This is a genomic window from Pseudomonas cistanchae (assembly GCF_054483635.1).
The window spans coordinates 94,437-112,947 of record NZ_JBTLWN010000003.1 but is presented as its reverse complement, the minus strand read 5'-3'; the positions used below and the strand labels follow the sequence as shown (position 1 = coordinate 112,947).

The following is an 18,511-nucleotide window of genomic DNA, read 5'->3' as shown; positions in this document are numbered from 1 at the left end:
ACTGGTAGGCTGCGCCTCTGCCACTCGCCGTGATTTATGCCGGAACGGGCTGCGCCAGTCAGGGTTCAAACGCTAGACTTGCGCGGCTTAGCCGAGCATGTGACGCAACCCTCTTTGTTTCCTACCTAGGTCTGTGCACTTTTTATGAGTACTGCTCTGTCCATCCGCCAGTTGACTAAAACCTACAACAATGGCTTTCAGGCCCTGCATGGCATCGATCTGGATGTGGCCGAGGGCGATTTCTTCGCCTTGCTCGGCCCCAACGGTGCCGGCAAATCCACCACCATCGGCATTCTTTCCACCCTGGTGACCAAAACCAGCGGCACGGTGAACGTGTTCGGTCACGACCTCGATCGGCAACCGTCGGCGCTCAAGCGCTGCCTGGGCGTGGTGCCCCAGGAGTTCAACTTCAACCAGTTCGAGAAGGCGTTCGACATCGTCGTGACCCAGGCCGGTTACTACGGTATCCCGGCGAAAATCGCCAAGGAGCGCGCCGAGCAGTACCTCAACCAGCTGGGGTTGTGGGGCAAGCACGACGTACCGTCCCGCGAGCTGTCCGGCGGCATGAAGCGTCGCCTGATGATTGCCCGCGCCCTGGTGCACCAGCCGCGTCTGTTGATTCTCGATGAGCCGACCGCAGGGGTGGATATCGAACTGCGCCGTTCGATGTGGAGCTTCCTCAGCGAGCTGAACGAGCAGGGCATCACCATCATTCTCACCACCCATTACCTGGAAGAGGCGGAGCAACTGTGCCGCAACATCGGCATCATCGACCACGGTCGGATCGCCGAAAACACCAGCATGAAAGAGCTGCTGAAAAAGCTGCACGTGGAGACCTTTCTGCTCGACCTGAAAGAATCCCTGCTGGTGCCGCCGCAACTGATCGGCTATCCGGCTCAGCTGCTCGATCACCACACCCTGGAAGTCCAGGTCGACAAGGCCCAGGGCGTTACCGAGCTGTTCCGTCAGCTGGCCTTGCAGAACATCGAGGTGCAGAGCTTGCGTAATAAAACCAACCGGCTGGAGGAGCTGTTCGTCTCCCTGGTCGAAAAGAACCTGGGCAAGGTGGCGGTATGAGCACGGCTTATCTGAATTCCGAATGGGCCGCCAACCTGGTGGCGCTGCGCACCATCGTCTACCGGGAAATCCGCCGATTCACCCGCATCTGGCCGCAAACCCTGCTGCCGCCAGCCATCACCATGGTTCTGTACTTCGTCATCTTCGGAAACCTGATCGGCCGGCAGATCGGCGACATGGGCGGCTTCAGCTACATGGAATACATCGTGCCAGGATTGATCATGATGTCGGTGATCACCAACTCCTACGGCAACGTGGTGTCGAGCTTCTTCGGCAGCAAGTTCCAGCGTTCAATCGAAGAACTGATGGTCTCGCCGGTGTCGCCGCACATCATCCTCACCGGCTATGTGGTGGGCGGCGTACTGCGTGGCCTGGCGGTCGGCTTGATCGTGACGTTGCTGTCGCTGTTTTTCACCAAACTGCAGGTTCATCATCTGGGTGTGACGGTGCTGGTGGTGTTGCTCACCGCCACTATCTTCTCCCTCGGCGGCTTCATCAACGCGGTGTTCGCGCGCAACTTCGACGATATTTCAATCATCCCGACCTTTGTCCTGACGCCGCTGACCTACCTGGGCGGGGTGTTCTATTCGATCAGCCTGCTGCCGGCGTTCTGGCAGACCGTGTCGCTGGCCAACCCGGTGCTGCACATGGTCAACGCCTTCCGCTACGGCATTCTCGGCGTGTCGGATATTCGCATCGGCGTCGCCATCACCTTCATGCTGGTCGCCACGGCGGTGCTCTATGGCGTGTGCATACGCTTGTTGGTCAGCGGTCGCGGTATGCGTCAGTAGTGCGCATCTGAAGCTCATATCGGGAAACATTTTTAACGGCTGATAGCACGGGGCCGCCGTTAAACTCGGCCTCTACAAACGATTAGGGGTTGTATATGTTTTCCCGTCCGCATGCATGGCTTGGCGCATCGTTGTGGCTGCTTTGCCTGGCTGGAACTCAGGTTTTGGCTAGCCAGGTTCTGGCCAATGAAGGGCCGATGGTCGAGGTCGTACAAGCGGAGAAAACCCTGGTACGCGATGAGCTGGTGACCTTCGGTTCATTGCGTTCGGACGAGTCGGTGATGATTCGCCCGGAGATCGCCGGGCGCCTGGCCGAGCTGCATTTTCGCGAGGGCCAGGCCGTCAAGGCCGGCGCGTTGCTGGTGAGCCTGGATGACGCGATCGCCCGTGCCGAGTTCGCCCAGGCGCGCGCCAACCTCAATCTGGCCGAGAAGAACTTTCAGCGCTCACAGATGCTATTCAAGCGCGGCGCCAGCAATGCCCAGGCGCTTGACGAGGCCAGCGCGCAGCAGCAGGCGGCGCGTGCCAGCCTGGCGTTGTCCCAGGCCCGCCTGGATAAGACCCGGATCGTCGCCCCCTACGACGGCGTGCTCGGCCTTCGCCAGGTCAGCCCCGGTGATTACCTCAGCGAAGGACAGGACATCGTCAACCTGGAGGTGCTTGATCCGCTCAAGGTCGACTTTCGCATTCCGCAGAAAGCGGTGAGTCAGGTACACGTCGGCCAGGTCATCGAGATCAGCCTGGATGCCTATCCGGGCGAGCGCTTCAACGGTGAGATTTCCGCGATCAACCCGCGCCTTGACGAAGCCGGGCGCAGCCAGGCGATTCGCGCCACCCTCGACAACTCCGAAGGCCGGCTAAACCCCGGCCAGTTCGTCAAGGTGTCGGTGATTCTCGCCGAGCGTCCCAATGCCCTGGTGATCCCCGAGGAAGCGATCATGCCGGTCGGCGAACAGCTGTTCGTCAACAGTGTGGTGGACGGCAAGGTCGAACTGCGGGCTGTGAAGATCGGCAAGCGCATGGACGGCGTAGTTGAAATTCGCGAGGGTCTGCAGGGCAATGAAACCCTCATCAGCGCCGGCTGGCAGAAAGTCCGCGAAGGCATGGCGGTGCGCACTAAGGCGGTGGAGAGCGCGCCATGACGCTGTCGGATATCTGCATCCGGCGGCCGGTATTTGCCACTGTATTGTCATTGATCGTGGTGCTGCTCGGGCTGATGGCCTACGACCGGCTCGCTGTGCGCGAGTACCCGAACATCGACGTGCCGATCGTCACGGTCAACGTCATCTACCCCGGCGCCAGTCCGGAAATCATGGAGTCGCAGGTCGCCCAGCCGATTGAGGACGTGCTGTCCGGGATTGATGGTCTGGATTTCGTCAGCTCCATCAGCCGCTCCGAAAACACCCAGATTACTGCGCAGTTCCGCCTGGGCAGCAACCCGGATGAAGCCGCCAATGATGTGCGCGATCGTCTCGGGCGGGTTCGCGGGCTATTGCCCGATGAAATCGACGAGCCCATCGTGCAGAAGGTCGAAGCGGATGCCCAGCCGGTCATCTGGCTGGCGTTCTACAGCGAGCGCTACAGCGCGATGGAAATCACCGACGTGCTGGAGCGGGTGGTCAAGGACCGCCTGCAGACCATTCCCGGCGTATCCGAAGTGCAGATCCGCGGTGCGCGCACGTTCGCCATGCGCATCTGGCTGGACCCGGAGAAACTGGCGGCGCACAACCTCACCGTGCAGGACGTCGAGAACGCGCTGCGGCGGCAGAACGTGGAGATTCCTGCGGGGCGCATCGAATCCGAAGAGCGCGAATTCACCGTGCTTTCGGAAACCGACCTGAACACCGCCGAGCAATTCAATCAGCTGATTCTCGATGACTCCCGTGGCTACCTGCTGCGCCTGGCGGATGTCGGCTACGCCGAGATCGGCGCCGAAGACGAGCGCAGCATCGTCCGCTACAACGGCAAGCCCGCGGTATCCATGGGCATGATCAAGCAGGCCACGGCCAACCCGCTGGACATCTCCGATGGCCTGAACGCAGCCATGGCCGATGTACGCGAACTGCTCCCGGAAGGCATGCAGATGGCGGTCGCCAACGACAGCTCGCTGTTTATCCGCGAGTCCATCGACAACGTCTTCATCACCATCTGGGAAGCGGTGGCGCTGGTCATCCTGATCATCTTCATCTTCCTGCGCTCGCTGCGCGCTACCCTCATTCCGCTGGTGACCATTCCGGTCTCGCTGATCGGCGCGTTCGCCCTGATGTCGCTGATGGGCTTCACCATCAATACCCTGACCCTGCTGGCGATGGTGCTGGCCATTGGCCTGGTGGTGGATGACGCCATCGTCATGCTGGAGAACATCCACCGGCACATTGAGGAGGGCATGAAACCGCTGCAGGCGGCGCTCACCGGCAGCCGCGAAATCGCTTTTGCGGTCATTGCCATGACCATGACCCTGGCCGCGGTGTTTGCCCCGATCGGCTTCATGCAGGGCACCACGGGCAAACTGTTCACCGAGTTTGCCTGGACCCTGGCCGGCGCGGTGCTGGTGTCGGGCTTCGTCGCCCTGACCCTGACGCCGATGATGTGCGCGCTGCTGCTCAAGCCGCACCAGGCCAACCAGCAGCACAGTCGGGTCTACAACCTGATCGAAGGGTTTCTCGACGGTTTGACGTACCGCTACAAGCATCTGCTGGCCCGTGCCCTGAATGCCTGGGTACTGGTGGTGGGCGTGTTGCTGGTGACGATCGTGGCCTGCCTGCTGCTGTTTTCCACCCTCAAGTCGGAGCTTGCACCTACTGAGGACACCGGCACCATCGTGGGTATCTTCAATGGCCCCGATGGCGCCACGATCAATTACACCGGTCGCTATGCCGAGGAAATCGAGGCCGCCTATGCGGAAATCCCGGAAACCAACCGCTACATGGTGATCGCCGGGTTCCCGACCGTGGCCCAGGGCATCTCGTTCATGAAGCTCGAAGACTGGGCCGAGCGCACGCGCAGCCAGTTCGAGATACGCAATCAGTTGCTGCCCAAGTTCCAGGAAATTGCCGGCGTGCGGGCCTTCCCTGTCAACCGGCCGCCGCTGGGGCAGAGTTCGCGCAACCAGCCGGTCAACCTGGTGATTCGTTCGTCGATGGAATACGCCGAGCTGCAGGGTTATGTGGACGAACTGTTGAATACGCTGCGCGAATACCCGGGCCTGGAAAGCCTCGACAGCGACCTGAAACTCAACGCACCGCAGCTCAAGGTGGCGATCAACCGCGAGCAGGCCACTTCGGTCGGCACCGATGTCGCCACCATCGGCCGCAGCCTGGAAAGCCTATTCGGCAGCCGTCAGGTGACGCGCTTCAAGCAGAACGGCGAGCAGTACGACGTGATGGTGCAACTTGAAGGCATCGACCGGAGCAATCCGAGCGATCTGGACCGGGTCTATGTGCGCGGCCGCGACGAGAGCATGGTGCAGCTCTCCAACCTGATCGACGTGCGGGAAACGGTATCGCCGCGCGAGCTCAATCACTTCAACCAGCTGCGTGCGGTGACGGTGAGCGCCAACGTCGGCAGCGGCTATACCCTGGGCGAAGCGCTGGCGTACCTGGAAAACACCGCCCGCGATGTGTTCCCACCCGAGACCCAGTACGACTACACCGGTATTTCCCGGGATTTCAAGGAGTCCAGTTCCGGCATTGCGCTGATATTTGCCTTGGCACTGGCGTTCATCTTTCTGGTGCTGGCGGCGCAGTTCGAAAGCTTCACCGACCCGCTGATCATTCTGTTCAGCGTGCCGCTGTCGATGGCCGGGGCGTTGATGGCGTTAATGATCTTCGGTGGCACCTTGAATATCTATTCGCAGATCGGCTTGGTCACCCTGATTGGCTTGATCACCAAGCACGGCATTCTGATCGTCGAATTCGCCAATGTGCTGCTGCGCAAGGGCCATGAAGTGCGTGCGGCGGTCATTGAGGCATCGGTGCAGCGCTTGCGGCCGATTCTGATGACGACCGGGGCAATGGTGCTCGGCTCGTTGCCGCTGGCGATCGCCACCGGTGCCGGTGCAGAAAGCCGCCAGCAGATCGGCCTGGTGATCGTTGGCGGCCTGCTGGTCGGTACCTTCTTCACCCTGTTCGTCATTCCGACGCTGTATATGCTGCTGCGCCGCTGGCGGCCGCTTAAGCAGAAGGATGAGGAGTTGCTAGCGATCTAGCGCCCGAGACGCTTGCGTAGGGTGGACATGGCGATGCCTTGTCCACCAGCAGCAGCTCAGATGGCGGACAAGCCTGCGGCATGTCCGCCCTACGATAAACATATGATTTTTTCGGGTTGGCGGCGCGTTAGCGCACCTTTAGCACCAGCTTGCCGAAGTTCTCGCCGCTGAACAGCTTGAGCAGGGTTTCCGGGAAGGTGGTCAGATCGCTGACGATGTCTTCCTTGGATTTCAGCTTGCCAGCAGCCAGCCAGCCGCCCATCTCCGCAGCCGCCTCGGCGAAGCGCGGGGCATACGTCATTACCACCATGCCTTCCATGCGCGCGCTGTTGACCAGCAGGTTGAGGTAGTTGGCCGGGCCTTTGACCGCCTGCTTGTTGTTGTACTGGCTGATCGCGCCGCAGATGATCACCCGCGCCTTGAAGGCCAGGCGGGTGAGCACGGCATCGAGAATGTCGCCGCCGACGTTATCGAAGTACACGTCCACGCCTTTCGGGCACTCGCGCTTGAGGCCGGCGATCACGTCTTCGTTCTTGTAATCGATGGCACCGTCGAAACCCAGCTCGTCGATCAGGAACTTGCACTTGTCCGCGCCACCCGCGATGCCGACCACGCGGCAACCCTTGAGCTTGGCGATCTGTCCGGCAATGCTGCCGACCGCACCGGCCGCGCCGGAAATCACCACGGTTTCACCGGCTTTCGGCGCGCCGACATCGAGCAGGGCAAAATAAGCGGTCATGCCGGTCATGCCCAGGGCGGACAGGTACAGCGGCAGCGGCGCGCGCTTGGGGTCTACCTTGTAGAAGCCCTTGGGCTCGCCGAGGAAATAATCCTGCACGCCGAGGGCGCCGTTTACGTGGTCGCCCACGGCGAAGTCGGGGTGCTGCGAGGCAATCACTTCGCCAACGCCCAGGGCGCGCATCACCTCGCCGAGACCGACCGGCGGAATGTAGGACTTGGCATCATTCATCCAGCCACGCATCGCCGGGTCGAGGGACAGGTAGGCGTTTTTCACCAGTACCTGACTAGGGCCGGGTTCGCCAAGGGCGGTCTCGACATAGCTGAAGGTTTCCCGGCTAGGCAGGCCTACCGGGCGCTGGGCGAGGAGGAATTGACGGTTGATTGGGGCGTTCATGGCGGGCTACTCGTTAAATGGAAAGCCTGGTGATAGACCTTTGCCGGCCGCTGGGCAAGCGTTGCCCGGTATTCGAATGAAGGTTAATCCATTGGGGTGATAGCGCCCTGGGGTGGTTAATCATTATTTTGGATGAAGCCATCACTGGCAGCCTGATAGTGCTGCCTCAGCCGCAAGCGGGTGGCTAGACTTCGTATCGACCCCAACCCTCGCGAGGACATACCCATGAGTTTCACCTTTTCCGGCCAGGTTGCCCTGGTAACTGGCGGCGCTGCGGGCATCGGCCGCGCCACTGCGCAGGCGTTCGCCAATGAAGGCCTCAAGGTGGTGGTCTCGGACGTGGATGTGCAAGGGGGCGAGGGTACGGTCGAGCTGATCCGCGCTGCGGGTGGCGAGGCGTTGTTCGTGCGCTGCGACGTAACCCGCGATGCCGAAGTGAAGGTGCTCATGGAGCGTACTCTTGCGGCTTACGGGCGCCTCGATTACGCCTTCAACAACGCCGGCATCGAGATTGAAAAGGGCAAGCTTGCCGAGGGCAGCGAGGCGGAGTACGACGCCATCATGGGCGTCAACGTCAAGGGCGTGTGGCTGTGCATGAAGCACCAGATCCCATTGATCCTGGCCCAGGGTGGTGGCGCCATCGTCAACACCGCGTCGGTCGCCGGCCTGGGCGCGGCGCCCAAGATGAGCATCTACGCCGCCTCCAAGCATGCGGTGATCGGTCTGACCAAATCCGCTGCGGTGGAATACGCGAAGAAGAAACTGCGGGTCAACGCCGTATGCCCGGCGGTAATCGATACCGACATGTTCCGTCGCGCCTACGAGGCGGACCCGCGCAAGGCCGAGTTTGCCGCCGCGATGCACCCGGTAGGGCGCATTGGCAAGGTCGAGGAGATCGCCACCGCGGTGCTCTACCTGTGCTGCGACAACGCCGCCTTCACCACTGGCCAGGCGCTGGCCGTCGACGGCGGTGCCACGGCGATCTAGGAAGCTGAACGTCGGTCGGCCGGCGTTAAAACACGGTTAGCACCGAAAAAGGCGTCCTCTGGGCGCCTTTTTTGTAGGTGGTTTCCATGCTCACCTGATTGGCCACCAAAGTCACTGCGGCGCGCCGCTGCGCTGGGCAAGAATCGCCTGCCGTTCTTGCCCGACCTGCGCGTTCACCTGGAGTAGCGCCGCCATGACTGCCGACCCCCTGTTGATCTATTTTCTGCCTGCGGCCCTGGGCATCATCATGCTCGGCCTGGGCCTGTCGCTGACCCTGGCGGATTTCGCCCGGGTGGTGAAGTTTCCCAAGCCGGTGCTGATCGGCCTGGTCTGCCAGCTGCTGCTGTTGCCGGTGGTGTGTTTCTTTTTGGCCAAGGCGTTCGGTCTGGCGCCTGCGCTGGCGGTGGGCCTGATGCTGCTGGCCGCCTCGCCAGGTGGCACCACGGCCAATCTCTACAGCCATCTGGCCCATGGCGACGTGGCCTTGAACATTACGCTGACTGCGGTGAACTCGGTGATCGCGGTGCTGACCATGCCGCTGATCGTCAACCTGTCGCTGGCCCATTTCATGGAAGGTGACCAGGCGATCCCCCTGCAATTTGCCAAGGTGATGCAGGTGTTCGCCATTGTCCTCGGCCCGGTTGCCATCGGCATCTGGATTCGCAGCCGCTTCACGGGCTTTGCCGAGCGCATGCAGAAGCCGGTGAAGATCGTTTCGGCGCTGTTCCTGCTGGTCATCGTTCTGCTTGCGGTGGCCAAGGACTGGCAGACGTTTCTCGACTACGCGCCAATCGTGGGTGGCGCTGCCCTGGCGTTCAATCTGATCAGCCTGGCGGTGGGCTACTACGTGCCGCGGCTGCTCAAGCTGAGCCTGCGCCAGGCGATCGCCATCGGCATGGAGATCGGCATTCACAACGGCACCCTGGCCATCGCCCTGGCGCTCAGCCCGATGCTGCTGAACAACCCGGCCATGGCGATTCCCGCGGCGATCTACAGCATCATCATGTTCTTCACGGCGGCAGCATTTGGCTGGTGGGTGAACCTTGCCCACGGTAAGCAGCTGGCTGCGGAGCGCTGAATGTTTTGTTCGGCAATAAAAAAGCGCCCAGGGCGCTTTTTTTTAAGATCTGCAGGGATGCAGAGGGGAGTACGGCTTACGCCTCGCGCTTGCCCCATTTGAGTATCGCCAGTGTCGCCAGGCCGGCAACGATCCCCCAGAACGCCGAGCCAACCGAGAACAGGCTCATGCCCGAGGCCGTCACCAGAAAGGTGATCAGCGCCGCGTCGCGCTCCTTGGGTTCGCTCATGGCCTGGGTCAACCCGCCAATGATCGAGGCGAACAGCGCCAGGGCCGCGATCGACAGGATCAGCGCCTTGGGCAGGGCGGCAAACAGCGCCGCAAGCGTGGCGCCGAAGATTCCTGCAATGCCGTAGAACAGGCCGCACCAGACCGCTGCGGTGTAACGCTTGCGCGGGTCTTCATGGGCTTCCGGGCCGGCGCAGATCGCCGCGCTGATCGCGGCCATATGGATCCCATGGGCGCCGAACGGCGCCAGCAGCATCGAGGTCAGGCCGGTGGTGGTGAGCAGCGGCGAGGCCGGCACGTCATAGCCATTGGCACGCAGAACGGCCATGCCCGGCAGGTTCTGCGAAGCCATGGCGACGATGAACAGCGGAATGCCGATGCTGATTGCGGCGGCAACGGAGAAGCTCGGCGTGGTCCATTCCGGAGTGGCCAGTTGCAGCTCGAAGTGGGTGAAATCAAGCAGGCCCATGACCGCCGCCAGCACGCAGCCCACCACCAGCGCGGCGAGCACCGCATAGCGCGGCAGCAGGCGCTTGCCGAGCAGGTAGGCGAGCAGCATTGCCACCACCAGCAAGGGCTGCTGTTCGGCGGCCACGCAGATTTCCAGGCCGATCTTGAACAGCACGCCGGCCAGCAGCGCTGCGGCAATTGAGCCGGGAATGCGTCGCATCAGGCGGTCGAAAGTGCCCGTCAGGCCAATGATGACGATCAGCCCCGAGGCCAGGATGTAGGCGCCAATCGCTTCACCATAGGGCACGCCGGGCAGGCTGGTCACCAGCAGCGCCGCACCCGGCGTCGACCAGGCAATCATCACTGGCGCGCGGTAACGCAGCGACAGGCCAATGCAGCACAGCGCCATGCCGATCGACAGTGCCCAGATCCACGAGGAAATCTGCCCGCTGCTCAGCCCGGCGGCCTGACCAGCCTGGAACATCAGCACCAGCGAGCTGGTGTAACCGGTGAGCATCGCGATAAACCCGGCGACCACCGCCGAGGTCGAGGTGTCGGCCAGCGGGCGCAGGCGGGTGTCGGCCATCTACAGCACTCCCCGCACATCGGCGAAGATCGGGTAGAGCGAGCTGACCAGCAGCAGCGCCATGCCGATATTGAAGCCACGCAGCACCCGCGGGTTTTTCAACCAGTTGCGCAACAGGCTGCCGGCGACCGTCCAGAGGCCCACGCTGGGGCAGTTGACCAGGGCGAACAGCGTGGCGATCAGCAGCACGTTGACCAGGAAATTCTCCTGCGGCGTGTAGGTGGTGATCGCGCCGATGGCCATGACCCAGGCCTTCGGGTTGACCCACTGGAAGGCCGCGGCCTGAAGGAAGCTGAACGGCTTGCCGCGCTCGCCGGCCTGGGTATCGGGGGCGCCTGCGTTGGCAATCTTCCACGCCAGGTACAGCAGGTAGGCCGCGCCCACGTAACGCAGGATGCTGTAGAGCAGCGGCACCTGCTCGAACAGCTGGCCAAGGCCCAAGCCGACTGCCATCACCAGCACCATGAAGCCCAGGCTGATGCCGAGCATGTGCGGCAGGCTGCGGCGCAGGCCGAAGTTCAGCCCGGAAGCGAGCAGCATCATGTTGTTCGGCCCAGGCGTCACCGAGGTGACGAAAGCAAAGGCGATAAAGGCGATCAGCAGTTCGGTGGTCATGGGCGGGCGCTCGCAGGTGTTGCATGCACCTTAAGGGCAGCGCCGGCCGACGTCGCGGTACAGCCAGATGCGCATCGAGCGATACAGTCGATTGGCGCCGCAGGCTTGAGCGGTTAGGCTCGCCACTTCAATGGACAACCTGCAGGGATTCGCAATGGCTCAGCCCGACAACCCTTACGCCGCCCCGACAGTCAGCCTGGTGGACGAGCACGCCATCAAACGTCTCGAGGCCTGGAGCCCAGGGCGATTGCAACTGATGGCGTACCTCAATCTGGTCTACGCGCTCGGTTCCGTGCTGGTGCTGGGGTTAGCCTTTACCGCCAGCATCCGCGACGAGTCAGCGCTGGAGGACACGTTCACGACCTGGTTCGGGCCGTTGCTGACGCTGCTCGGCTGCTACCTGCTGCTGCAACTCAAGCGCTTTGCCGAGCAGCGGTTTGCCGCCGAGAACCTGCATCGCTCCGTCTGGGCGGTAGTGCTAGCGAGCCTGCTGCTGGTTCTGCTCGATCTGCTCTGGGGCGAGGACGTATTCGAGCAATTAAACTGGCAGACGTTCGGCTACTTTGCGGCAGTTGCCATCAACGGCGCACTGGTGACCTGGATGGGCATTCGCCTGCGCCAGGTGCAGAACGTCTACCCCTCGTTCAGGCTGATGGCCTGGCTGGAGCTGATCGGCGGTTTCATGCTGGCGACCGTGGTGCTGGTGGTGGTGGCGATGCTGCCGTTGATAGGTGGCTGCGTGGCAGCGGCATGGGTGTTTTTTCAGGCAGCCGCCGAGCAACGGCGACAGGTCGCCTAGCCTGCATCGGCACTGGGCTGTCGGGTGCTGCCGAGTGCCTGATTGACCTGCAGCCAGCCGCTGACGGCATCCTCACCCGCTTCGGCGAACGCGCGCTGCAGCAACTTGGCCTGTTCGCGGCGCAGCGCCAATTCCAGCTTTGCGCCTTCCGCGGTGAAACCCAGCAGGCGTTTACGCTTGTCGTCCACCGAGGTCTGGCTTTCCACCAGGCCCATTTCCAGCAGCTGGCGCAGCGGGGTATTCAGCGCCTGCTTGCTCACGCCTAGGTAGCCGAGCAGTTCCTTCATGCTCAGGCCCGGGTACTTGGCGATAAAGAATAGGATGCGGTGGTGCACCCGCGACAGGCCACGGCGCGCGAGCATTTCGTCGGCCTTGGCGGTAAACGCCTGGTAGCCGAAAAAGAAGGCTTCCATGGCGGTTTGCTGGGTGGTGAAGTTTTTCAGATCAGGCATTAAGGTCAAGCCTATTGACGTATTCGCTGTCGGTGTCGTAGTTTCGCTGAAAGCGTATTTCAGTCAAACAGTTTGACCTATTTTTATTTGCCGGTGATCTGCATGGCCTTCTCCGAACGCGTTGCCCGCCTGAAAAGCTCCCTGATTCGTGAAATCCTCGCCGCGGCGCAGCGCCCCGAGGTGATGTCCTTCGCCGGCGGCCTGCCGGCCGAACCGATGCTGCCAAAGGTCGAGTGGGCCGAGATGCCGGCCAGCATGGGCCAGTACGGCATGAGCGAAGGCGAGCCGGCGTTGCGCGAAGCGATTGCCGCTGAAGCCCGTGCCCTCGGCGTGCCGTGCGAGGCCAGTCAGGTGTTGATCGTCAGCGGTTCGCAGCAGACCCTGGACCTGGCCAGCAAGCTGTTTATCGACCCAGGCACCGAAGTGCTGCTCGAAGCGCCGACCTACCTGGCCGCATTGCAGGCGTTCCAGCTGTTCGGTGCTGATTGCATCGCCGTGCCGCAGGAGGCTGATGGCCCGCAGATCGACGCCTTGCGTCAGCGCCTGGAAAACCACAAGCCGGCCTTCGCCTACCTGATTCCAACCTTCCAGAACCCTTCGGCGGTGCGCTACAGCGAAGCCAAGCGCGATGCCGTGGCGGCGCTGCTGGACGAGTTCGGCGTGACCCTGATCGAAGACGAACCCTACCGCGAGCTGGTGTTTGATGCCGGCAGCGCCACGCCCATCGTCAGCCGCCTGCAGAAAGCCAGCTGGATCTACACCGGTACCGTGTCCAAGACCCTGCTGCCGGGCCTGCGGGTCGGCTATCTGATCGCTACCCCGGATCTGTTCCCCTACCTGCTGCGCCTCAAGCAGTCGGCAGACCTGCACACCAACCGCATTGGCCAGTGGCAGGCGCTGCAGTGGCTGGGCAGTGAAAAGTACCGTGGCCATCTGGCCGAGCTGCGCGACTTCTACCGTATCCGCCGCGATGCCATGCAGGCAGTGCTGGAGGAGCATTTCAGTGACCTGGCCGATTGGCAGATTCCCCAGGGCGGGCTGTTTTTCTGGCTGACGCTTAAGCAGCCGCTGGACACCCGCACGCTGCTCAAACCGGCGCTGGCGCAGAACGTCGCCTTTATGCCGGGCGAACCGTTCTTTATCGAACCGGACGCCAACCCCGGGCATTTGCGGCTTAACTTCAGCCACGTGGCGCCGGAGCGCTTGAGCGAAGGCCTCAAGCGCCTGGCCGCGGTGATTCGTCAGGCGCACGCGAGCTAGCTGCCGGTTCCAAACTATTCGGGAGGAGGGTGATATGTACAAGGTTTACGGCGATTACCGGTCGGGCAACTGCTACAAGATCAAGCTGATGCTGCACCTGCGTGGCATCGTCTACGAGTGGGTGGCCGTGGATATCCTCAAGAGCGAAACCCAGAGCGAAGCCTTTCTGGCGAAAAACCCCAACGGCAAGATTCCGGTGCTGGAGCTGGAAGACGGCACCTGCCTGTGGGAGTCCAATGCCATTCTCAACTTCCTCGCCGACGGCAGCGAGTTCCTGCCGAGCGAGCCGCGCCTGCGCACTCAAGTATTGCAGTGGCAGTTTTTCGAGCAGTACAGCCACGAACCCTATGTCGCGGTGGCCCGGTTTATCCAGCTGTATCAGGGCATGCCCGAGGAGCGCCGCGAGGAATATCACACCTGTCACGTACGCGGACACAAGGCCTTGAAGGTCATGGAGAAGCAGCTGCAGCGCACGTCTTACCTGGTTGGCGAGCAGTATTCGATCGCCGATATCGCGCTTTATGCCTACACCCACGTGGCCGATGAAGGTGGCTTCGACCTCAGCGCCTACCCGGCGATTCGCGCCTGGCTTGCGCGGGTGGCCAGCCATCCGCAGCACGTCGGCATGCTGGAGTGACAGCGCGCCGCCCGTCGCCGCTGCTGGCGCCTGTTGAGGGTGTCAGCAGTCTCGTCGGTCGCTTGCCTGTCGACGGCTAAAAGCACTTATCATTCAAGGCCCTATCTCATTCGGGCGATTACATGTCATCTGCTGTCGAGCGCTACAAGCGGCTTCTTTCCGGAGCCCTGGCGCGCTACTTTCCACGGACCACCGCCTACCTGCGAGCCGAACGCGAAGCCGCCACCGCCCAGGCCAAACCCCGTGCGCGCCAGAGCAAGGGTGCGGCCGGTGCGCGCAAGCCCAAGGCCGGCGGCGCCAAGAAACCCGCCAAACCCCGAACGAAAACCGCCGGCGCGATCTACGGCTCAGGCCTGCTGAAGGTTACCGAAGCGCAGGTGCAAGCCATGCGCGCCAAGGTTGCCGAAGCGGCGAAGGCCAGGGTGATCAGCGCGCCATCGGACGAACAGTGGGCGATGATTCTCGCCGACCAGCCACTGACCCGCATCTTCGCCGGCGCAGGCTCTGGCAAGTCCACCACCCTGGTGCTGCGGGTGGTGTTCATGCTCTGCCATCTGGGCATCAAGCCCGAGCAGTTGACGGTCATTTCCTTCACCAACGCTTCTTGCGCACAGCTGCGCGAACAGTTGCTCAAGGTGCTGCGGTTTTTTCACTATCCCTTCGATGCTGCCCAGGCTCGCCACTGCGTGCGCACCTTCCACTCGGCCATGGGTGTGATGGCCCGTCAGGCGTTGAGTGGCCCTCGTTGGTTCGAGCAGCTTGACGACCGCCAGGCTGCCTCCGGCGAGCTGGATAACCCGCTGACCGCCGCGAGTTTGCGCCCGGCGCAGCGGCGCTTGCTGCAACAGGCCTACCAGCAGTGTTACGCCGAGCAGGCAGAGTTTCGCGAGCGCGTGCACCGTCTGCTGGGTTTGCCTGCGCCACCGCTGTCTGATGCGCCCGCCAAGCGGGTGCCCAAAGCGCCGCTGGATGGTTTCAAACTGCAGGGCGAGTTCAACGCCGTGCCGCTATTCGAAGCGTTCTACGCCCAGGCCGGGTTTATCGAAAGCATCGGTATTCGCATCGATCAGATTCGGGTCCAGGCATTGGCCTGCTCCGCCCAGGAACGCTGCTTTATCGAAGCCCTGGTGCTGTTCTGGAGCAGCCTTGAAAGCTGCCTACGCGCCGAGGGGCTGATGACCTTCAACGGTGCCTTTCACGCCCTGACCGAGCGCCTGAATGCGGGCGCGCAGGGCATTGCGGGCGAAGTGCTGGCGCCGCTGCAGCATGTGCTGATCGATGAGTTCCAGGATATCTCCCCGCAGATCGTGCAGTGGCTGCAGGCCGTGCACCGCGCCCAGGTGCGCCAGGGCCAGGCGGTCAGCCTGATGGCCATTGGCGACGATTGGCAGTCGATCTATGCCTGGCGCGGCAGTTCGCCGGAGCTGTTCATGGACTTCGACAAGCACTTTCCGGGCAAGGGTCGGGCGAAGGCCAGTGCCGTGCTGACCCTGGCCACTAACTACCGCTCCATCGAGCCGATCATCCGCGATGGCGAGGCGGTGCTTGCAGGCGTTGCCTACAAACAGGCGAAACTCAGCCAGGCCTGCAAGGCTGTGCAGGTGGGCGATCATGGCGTGCGCTTGGTGTCGGGTTTCGACTGCAAGTCGCGGTTGCCGGAGCTGCTCAGGGAAATACAGGCCCAGTGCGCGCATGTCGCCAGCCGCAACAGCCGCGAGCCGACCGCGGTGCTGATCCTCAGTCGGCGCAACGAGCCGCTGCAACAGATCAAGGCACAACTGGCTGAACGGCCGGGGGGCACCAAACTGCCGGTCAAGGCCTACACCATTCACCGCGCCAAGGGCCTGCAGGCCGAGGTGGCGATCATCGTCGACGACTGCATGCCGGCCGAGCCGCATCCGCTGCGCAATGCGCTCTACGCTTACTCGGGGTTCTTCCAGAACAGCTACGACCAGGCCATGCAGGACGAGAGCCTGCGCCTGGCCTACGTCGCGATTACCCGAGGGGTCAGCCGCGTGATCTGGTATTGCCAGAAAACCCAGGGAGCAACGCGCATCCTGGCGGGACGGGGTAAATAGAAGTACCTCCCGATGTCAGCGCTGCGATGTCGTTGGCAAATTAGCTAGATCGCCCCATGGCATGGCTTTATTGCGTGGCAGGAACGCCTGTTGGCAGAAAATGGAATTCTTTTAGTGCATTAATGGTGAACTAAAATCCTAATATTATTAGTTTGTTGTTATATATAAGGCCCAGCACACTACGCGCCCCTGTTAACCGAGAAGCCAGTATCACGCGCTAGCGAGCTTGTTTGTAAGCGCTCTGCGGCTACGTGATCGCTTTGCAAAATCGCGTCGACAGGTTTCTTTGCCGCGTATTCCGTGCTTTGGACCTTCTGATAATGAATGCTACCGACGATACCCGTCCTTCTCCTGCCTATAACTACGCAGTTGTCCGCCAGTTCACGCTGATGACATTGCTCTGGGGCATTCTTGGCATGGCCATGGGCGTGTTTATCGCCGCGCAACTGGTCTGGCCGGAACTGAACTTCGGCCTGCCCTGGACCAGTTTCGGGCGTATTCGACCGATTCATACCAATCTGGTGATTTTTGCGTTCGGTGGCGGGGCGCTGTTTGCTACTTCGCTGTATGTGGTGCAGCGCACCAGTCGGGCTTCGCTGGTTTCCGACGGCCTGGCGCGCTTCGTGTTCTGGGGCTGGCAAGCTGCAATCGTGGCCATGCTGGTGAGTTATCCATTAGGCATCACCACCTCCAAGGAATATGCCGAGATGGAGTGGCCGATAGCCCTGTGGGTGGCCATCGTTTGGCTGGCTTATACCTATCTGTTCTTTGGCACCATCGCGCGGCGTACGGTTGAGCACATCTATGTCGGCAACTGGTTCTACGGGGCATTCATCATCGTCACGGGCATGGTGCATGTGGTCAATCACCTGTCGGTTCCCGTCAGCCTACTGAAGTCGTACTCGATCTATTCCGGTGCCACCGATGCAATGATCCAGTGGTGGTACGGGCACAGTGTGGTGGGCTTCATTCTGTCTGTGGGTTTCCTCGGCATGATGTATTACTTCGTGCCCAAACAGGCGGCGCGGCCGATCTATTCCTACCGGCTGTCCATCGTCCATTTCTGGGCCATCATTGCTCTGTATATCTGGGCTGGCCCGCACCACCTGCACTACACCGCCTTGCCGGACTGGGCGCAGACACTGGGTATGGCGATGTCGATCATCCTCCTGGCACCCAGCTGGGGCGGCATGATCAACGGCATGATGACGCTGTCGGGTGCCTGGCATAAGTTGCGCACCGACCCGATCCTGCGTTTTCTGGTGGTTTCGCTGGCGTTCTACGGCATGTCGACCTTCGAAGGTCCGATGATGGCGATCAAGACCGTCAACGCCCTGTCGCACTACACCGACTGGACCATTGGCCATGTCCACGCCGGGGCTTTGGGCTGGGTGGCAATGATCTCCATCGGCACGCTGTATCACATGATTCCCCAGCTCTATGACCGCGAGCAGATGTACAGCATCGGCTTGATAAACACGCACTTCTGGCTGGCAACCCTGGGCACCGTGCTGTACATCGCCTCGATGTGGGTCAACGGCATTACCCAGGGCCTGATGTGGCGTGCGGTCAATGAGGACGGCACCCTTACTTACTCCTTCGTCGAGGCCCTTGAGGCCAGCCATCCAGGCTATATCGTGCGGCTGGTGGGCGGCGCGATCTTTGCCAGTGGCATGTTGTTGATGGCCTGGAATACCTGGATGACCATCCGCTCCAGCGAACGCGCCATACACGAGCCGATTGGAGTGCAAGCCTGATGTTTATTCTTGGACTCGTGGTGTTCTGCAGCGGTCTTTATTACTGCATCGGTCTGAGCTCATGCGATGAGCTGGAGCAAGCCGCACTGCTGCCTTTCGCCGATGACGCACTGGCGGCGCGCAACATGACTGCCGCCACCGGACGCGTCTGCGAACGGGTAGTGGAGCCGCTGGCAGAGCCAGTGATGTGTCCGCGAGCGAGCAGCTGGGATGCCTGAATCCTGAGTTTCCATACCCACGGAGGGGACCCGTGCCTGACCCCTTGGCACGCTTCAGGGCTTACGCGTGTGAGCCCTTTTTTCTCACCCCATGATGCACAGAACCATGACACAACCCCGCTCTGCGCTGCTGAACTGTCTCCACGCTTTCGTCCC

General features: G+C 61.9%; 16 protein-coding genes. 12 read left to right on the top strand and 4 right to left on the bottom strand.

What is annotated here, in order from left to right; all coding sequences use genetic code 11:
• Positions 1-144 precede the first annotated feature (144 nt).
• The 4 genes from ACX0MV_RS10535 to ACX0MV_RS10520 all read left to right on the top strand — a co-directional run bounded on the left by ACX0MV_RS10535 (position 145) and on the right by ACX0MV_RS10520 (position 6,075).
• A complete protein-coding gene (locus tag ACX0MV_RS10535; RefSeq protein WP_458982461.1) occupies positions 145-1,077 on the top strand; it encodes an ABC transporter ATP-binding protein in 933 nt (310 codons plus the stop codon).
• An 11-nt stretch (positions 1,078-1,088) separates the two neighbouring features.
• The gene (locus ACX0MV_RS10530) at positions 1,089-1,868 is read left to right on the top strand and encodes an ABC transporter permease (protein WP_458982801.1); all 780 of its coding nucleotides are present in this window, start codon (positions 1,089-1,091) and stop codon (positions 1,866-1,868) included.
• A 197-nt stretch (positions 1,869-2,065) separates the two neighbouring features.
• On the top strand, positions 2,066-3,010 hold the full coding sequence (locus ACX0MV_RS10525) for an efflux RND transporter periplasmic adaptor subunit (RefSeq protein ID WP_458982800.1): 945 nt from the start codon (positions 2,066-2,068) through the stop codon (positions 3,008-3,010).
• Positions 3,007-6,075, top strand: coding sequence for an efflux RND transporter permease subunit (locus ACX0MV_RS10520; protein ID WP_458982460.1), 3,069 nt, complete (start codon positions 3,007-3,009; stop codon positions 6,073-6,075). Before ACX0MV_RS10525 ends, ACX0MV_RS10520 begins: the two co-directional genes overlap by 4 nt.
• 127 nt (positions 6,076-6,202) lie before the next feature.
• On the opposite strand, the gene ACX0MV_RS10515 is transcribed toward ACX0MV_RS10520, so the two are convergent.
• Entirely contained in the window at positions 6,203-7,210 is a 1,008-nt protein-coding gene (locus tag ACX0MV_RS10515) for an NADP-dependent oxidoreductase (RefSeq protein WP_458982459.1), read from the bottom strand.
• A 225-nt stretch (positions 7,211-7,435) separates the two neighbouring features.
• Between ACX0MV_RS10515 and ACX0MV_RS10510 the strand changes: the two genes are divergently transcribed.
• The gene (locus tag ACX0MV_RS10510; protein ID WP_458982458.1) at positions 7,436-8,197 is read left to right on the top strand and encodes an SDR family oxidoreductase; all 762 of its coding nucleotides are present in this window, start codon (positions 7,436-7,438) and stop codon (positions 8,195-8,197) included.
• A 193-nt stretch (positions 8,198-8,390) separates the two neighbouring features.
• Positions 8,391-9,275: a bile acid:sodium symporter family protein gene (locus ACX0MV_RS10505; RefSeq protein WP_458982457.1), complete on the top strand. Its 885-nt coding sequence runs from the start codon at positions 8,391-8,393 to the stop codon at positions 9,273-9,275.
• A 76-nt stretch (positions 9,276-9,351) separates the two neighbouring features.
• Here ACX0MV_RS10505 and ACX0MV_RS10500 read toward each other — a convergent pair whose 3' ends face one another.
• Both ACX0MV_RS10500 and ACX0MV_RS10495 read right to left on the bottom strand, forming a co-directional pair.
• The gene (locus ACX0MV_RS10500; RefSeq protein ID WP_458982456.1) at positions 9,352-10,539 is read right to left on the bottom strand and encodes a benzoate/H(+) symporter BenE family transporter; all 1,188 of its coding nucleotides are present in this window, start codon (positions 10,537-10,539) and stop codon (positions 9,352-9,354) included.
• Positions 10,540-11,154: a LysE family translocator gene (locus tag ACX0MV_RS10495; RefSeq protein ID WP_458982455.1), complete on the bottom strand. Its 615-nt coding sequence runs from the start codon at positions 11,152-11,154 to the stop codon at positions 10,540-10,542. It lies immediately after the preceding gene.
• 154 nt (positions 11,155-11,308) lie between these two features.
• Here ACX0MV_RS10495 and ACX0MV_RS10490 point away from each other — a divergent pair, with 154 nt between their 5' ends.
• Positions 11,309-11,953, top strand: coding sequence for a hypothetical protein (locus tag ACX0MV_RS10490; RefSeq protein ID WP_458982454.1), 645 nt, complete (start codon positions 11,309-11,311; stop codon positions 11,951-11,953).
• Here ACX0MV_RS10490 and ACX0MV_RS10485 read toward each other — a convergent pair.
• Positions 11,950-12,405, bottom strand: coding sequence for a MarR family winged helix-turn-helix transcriptional regulator (locus tag ACX0MV_RS10485; RefSeq protein WP_458982453.1), 456 nt, complete (start codon positions 12,403-12,405; stop codon positions 11,950-11,952). The two genes, ACX0MV_RS10490 and ACX0MV_RS10485, sit on opposite strands and share 4 nt — an antisense overlap.
• A gap of 102 nt (positions 12,406-12,507) precedes the next feature.
• Here ACX0MV_RS10485 and ACX0MV_RS10480 point away from each other — a divergent pair, with 102 nt between their 5' ends.
• The 5 genes from ACX0MV_RS10480 to ACX0MV_RS10460 all read left to right on the top strand — a co-directional run bounded on the left by ACX0MV_RS10480 (position 12,508) and on the right by ACX0MV_RS10460 (position 18,355).
• Complete coding sequence (locus ACX0MV_RS10480; protein ID WP_458982452.1) at positions 12,508-13,665, top strand: aminotransferase-like domain-containing protein; 1,158 nt, start codon at positions 12,508-12,510, stop codon at positions 13,663-13,665.
• Between the two features lie 34 nt (positions 13,666-13,699).
• Positions 13,700-14,302 (top strand): glutathione S-transferase family protein, encoded by a 603-nt coding sequence (locus tag ACX0MV_RS10475; protein WP_458982451.1) that lies wholly within the window; start codon positions 13,700-13,702, stop codon positions 14,300-14,302.
• A gap of 122 nt (positions 14,303-14,424) precedes the next feature.
• Positions 14,425-16,380 carry a UvrD-helicase domain-containing protein gene (locus ACX0MV_RS10470; RefSeq protein WP_458982450.1) on the top strand — a complete coding sequence of 652 codons (1,956 nt, stop codon included), beginning with the start codon at positions 14,425-14,427 and terminating at the stop codon, positions 16,378-16,380.
• 320 nt (positions 16,381-16,700) lie between these two features.
• A complete protein-coding gene (gene ccoN, locus ACX0MV_RS10465; RefSeq protein ID WP_458982449.1) occupies positions 16,701-18,137 on the top strand; it encodes a cytochrome-c oxidase, cbb3-type subunit I in 1,437 nt (478 codons plus the stop codon).
• The gene (locus ACX0MV_RS10460; protein WP_458982448.1) at positions 18,137-18,355 is read left to right on the top strand and encodes a hypothetical protein; all 219 of its coding nucleotides are present in this window, start codon (positions 18,137-18,139) and stop codon (positions 18,353-18,355) included. Before ccoN ends, ACX0MV_RS10460 begins: the two co-directional genes overlap by 1 nt.
• The last annotated feature ends 156 nt before the right edge of the window (positions 18,356-18,511 follow it).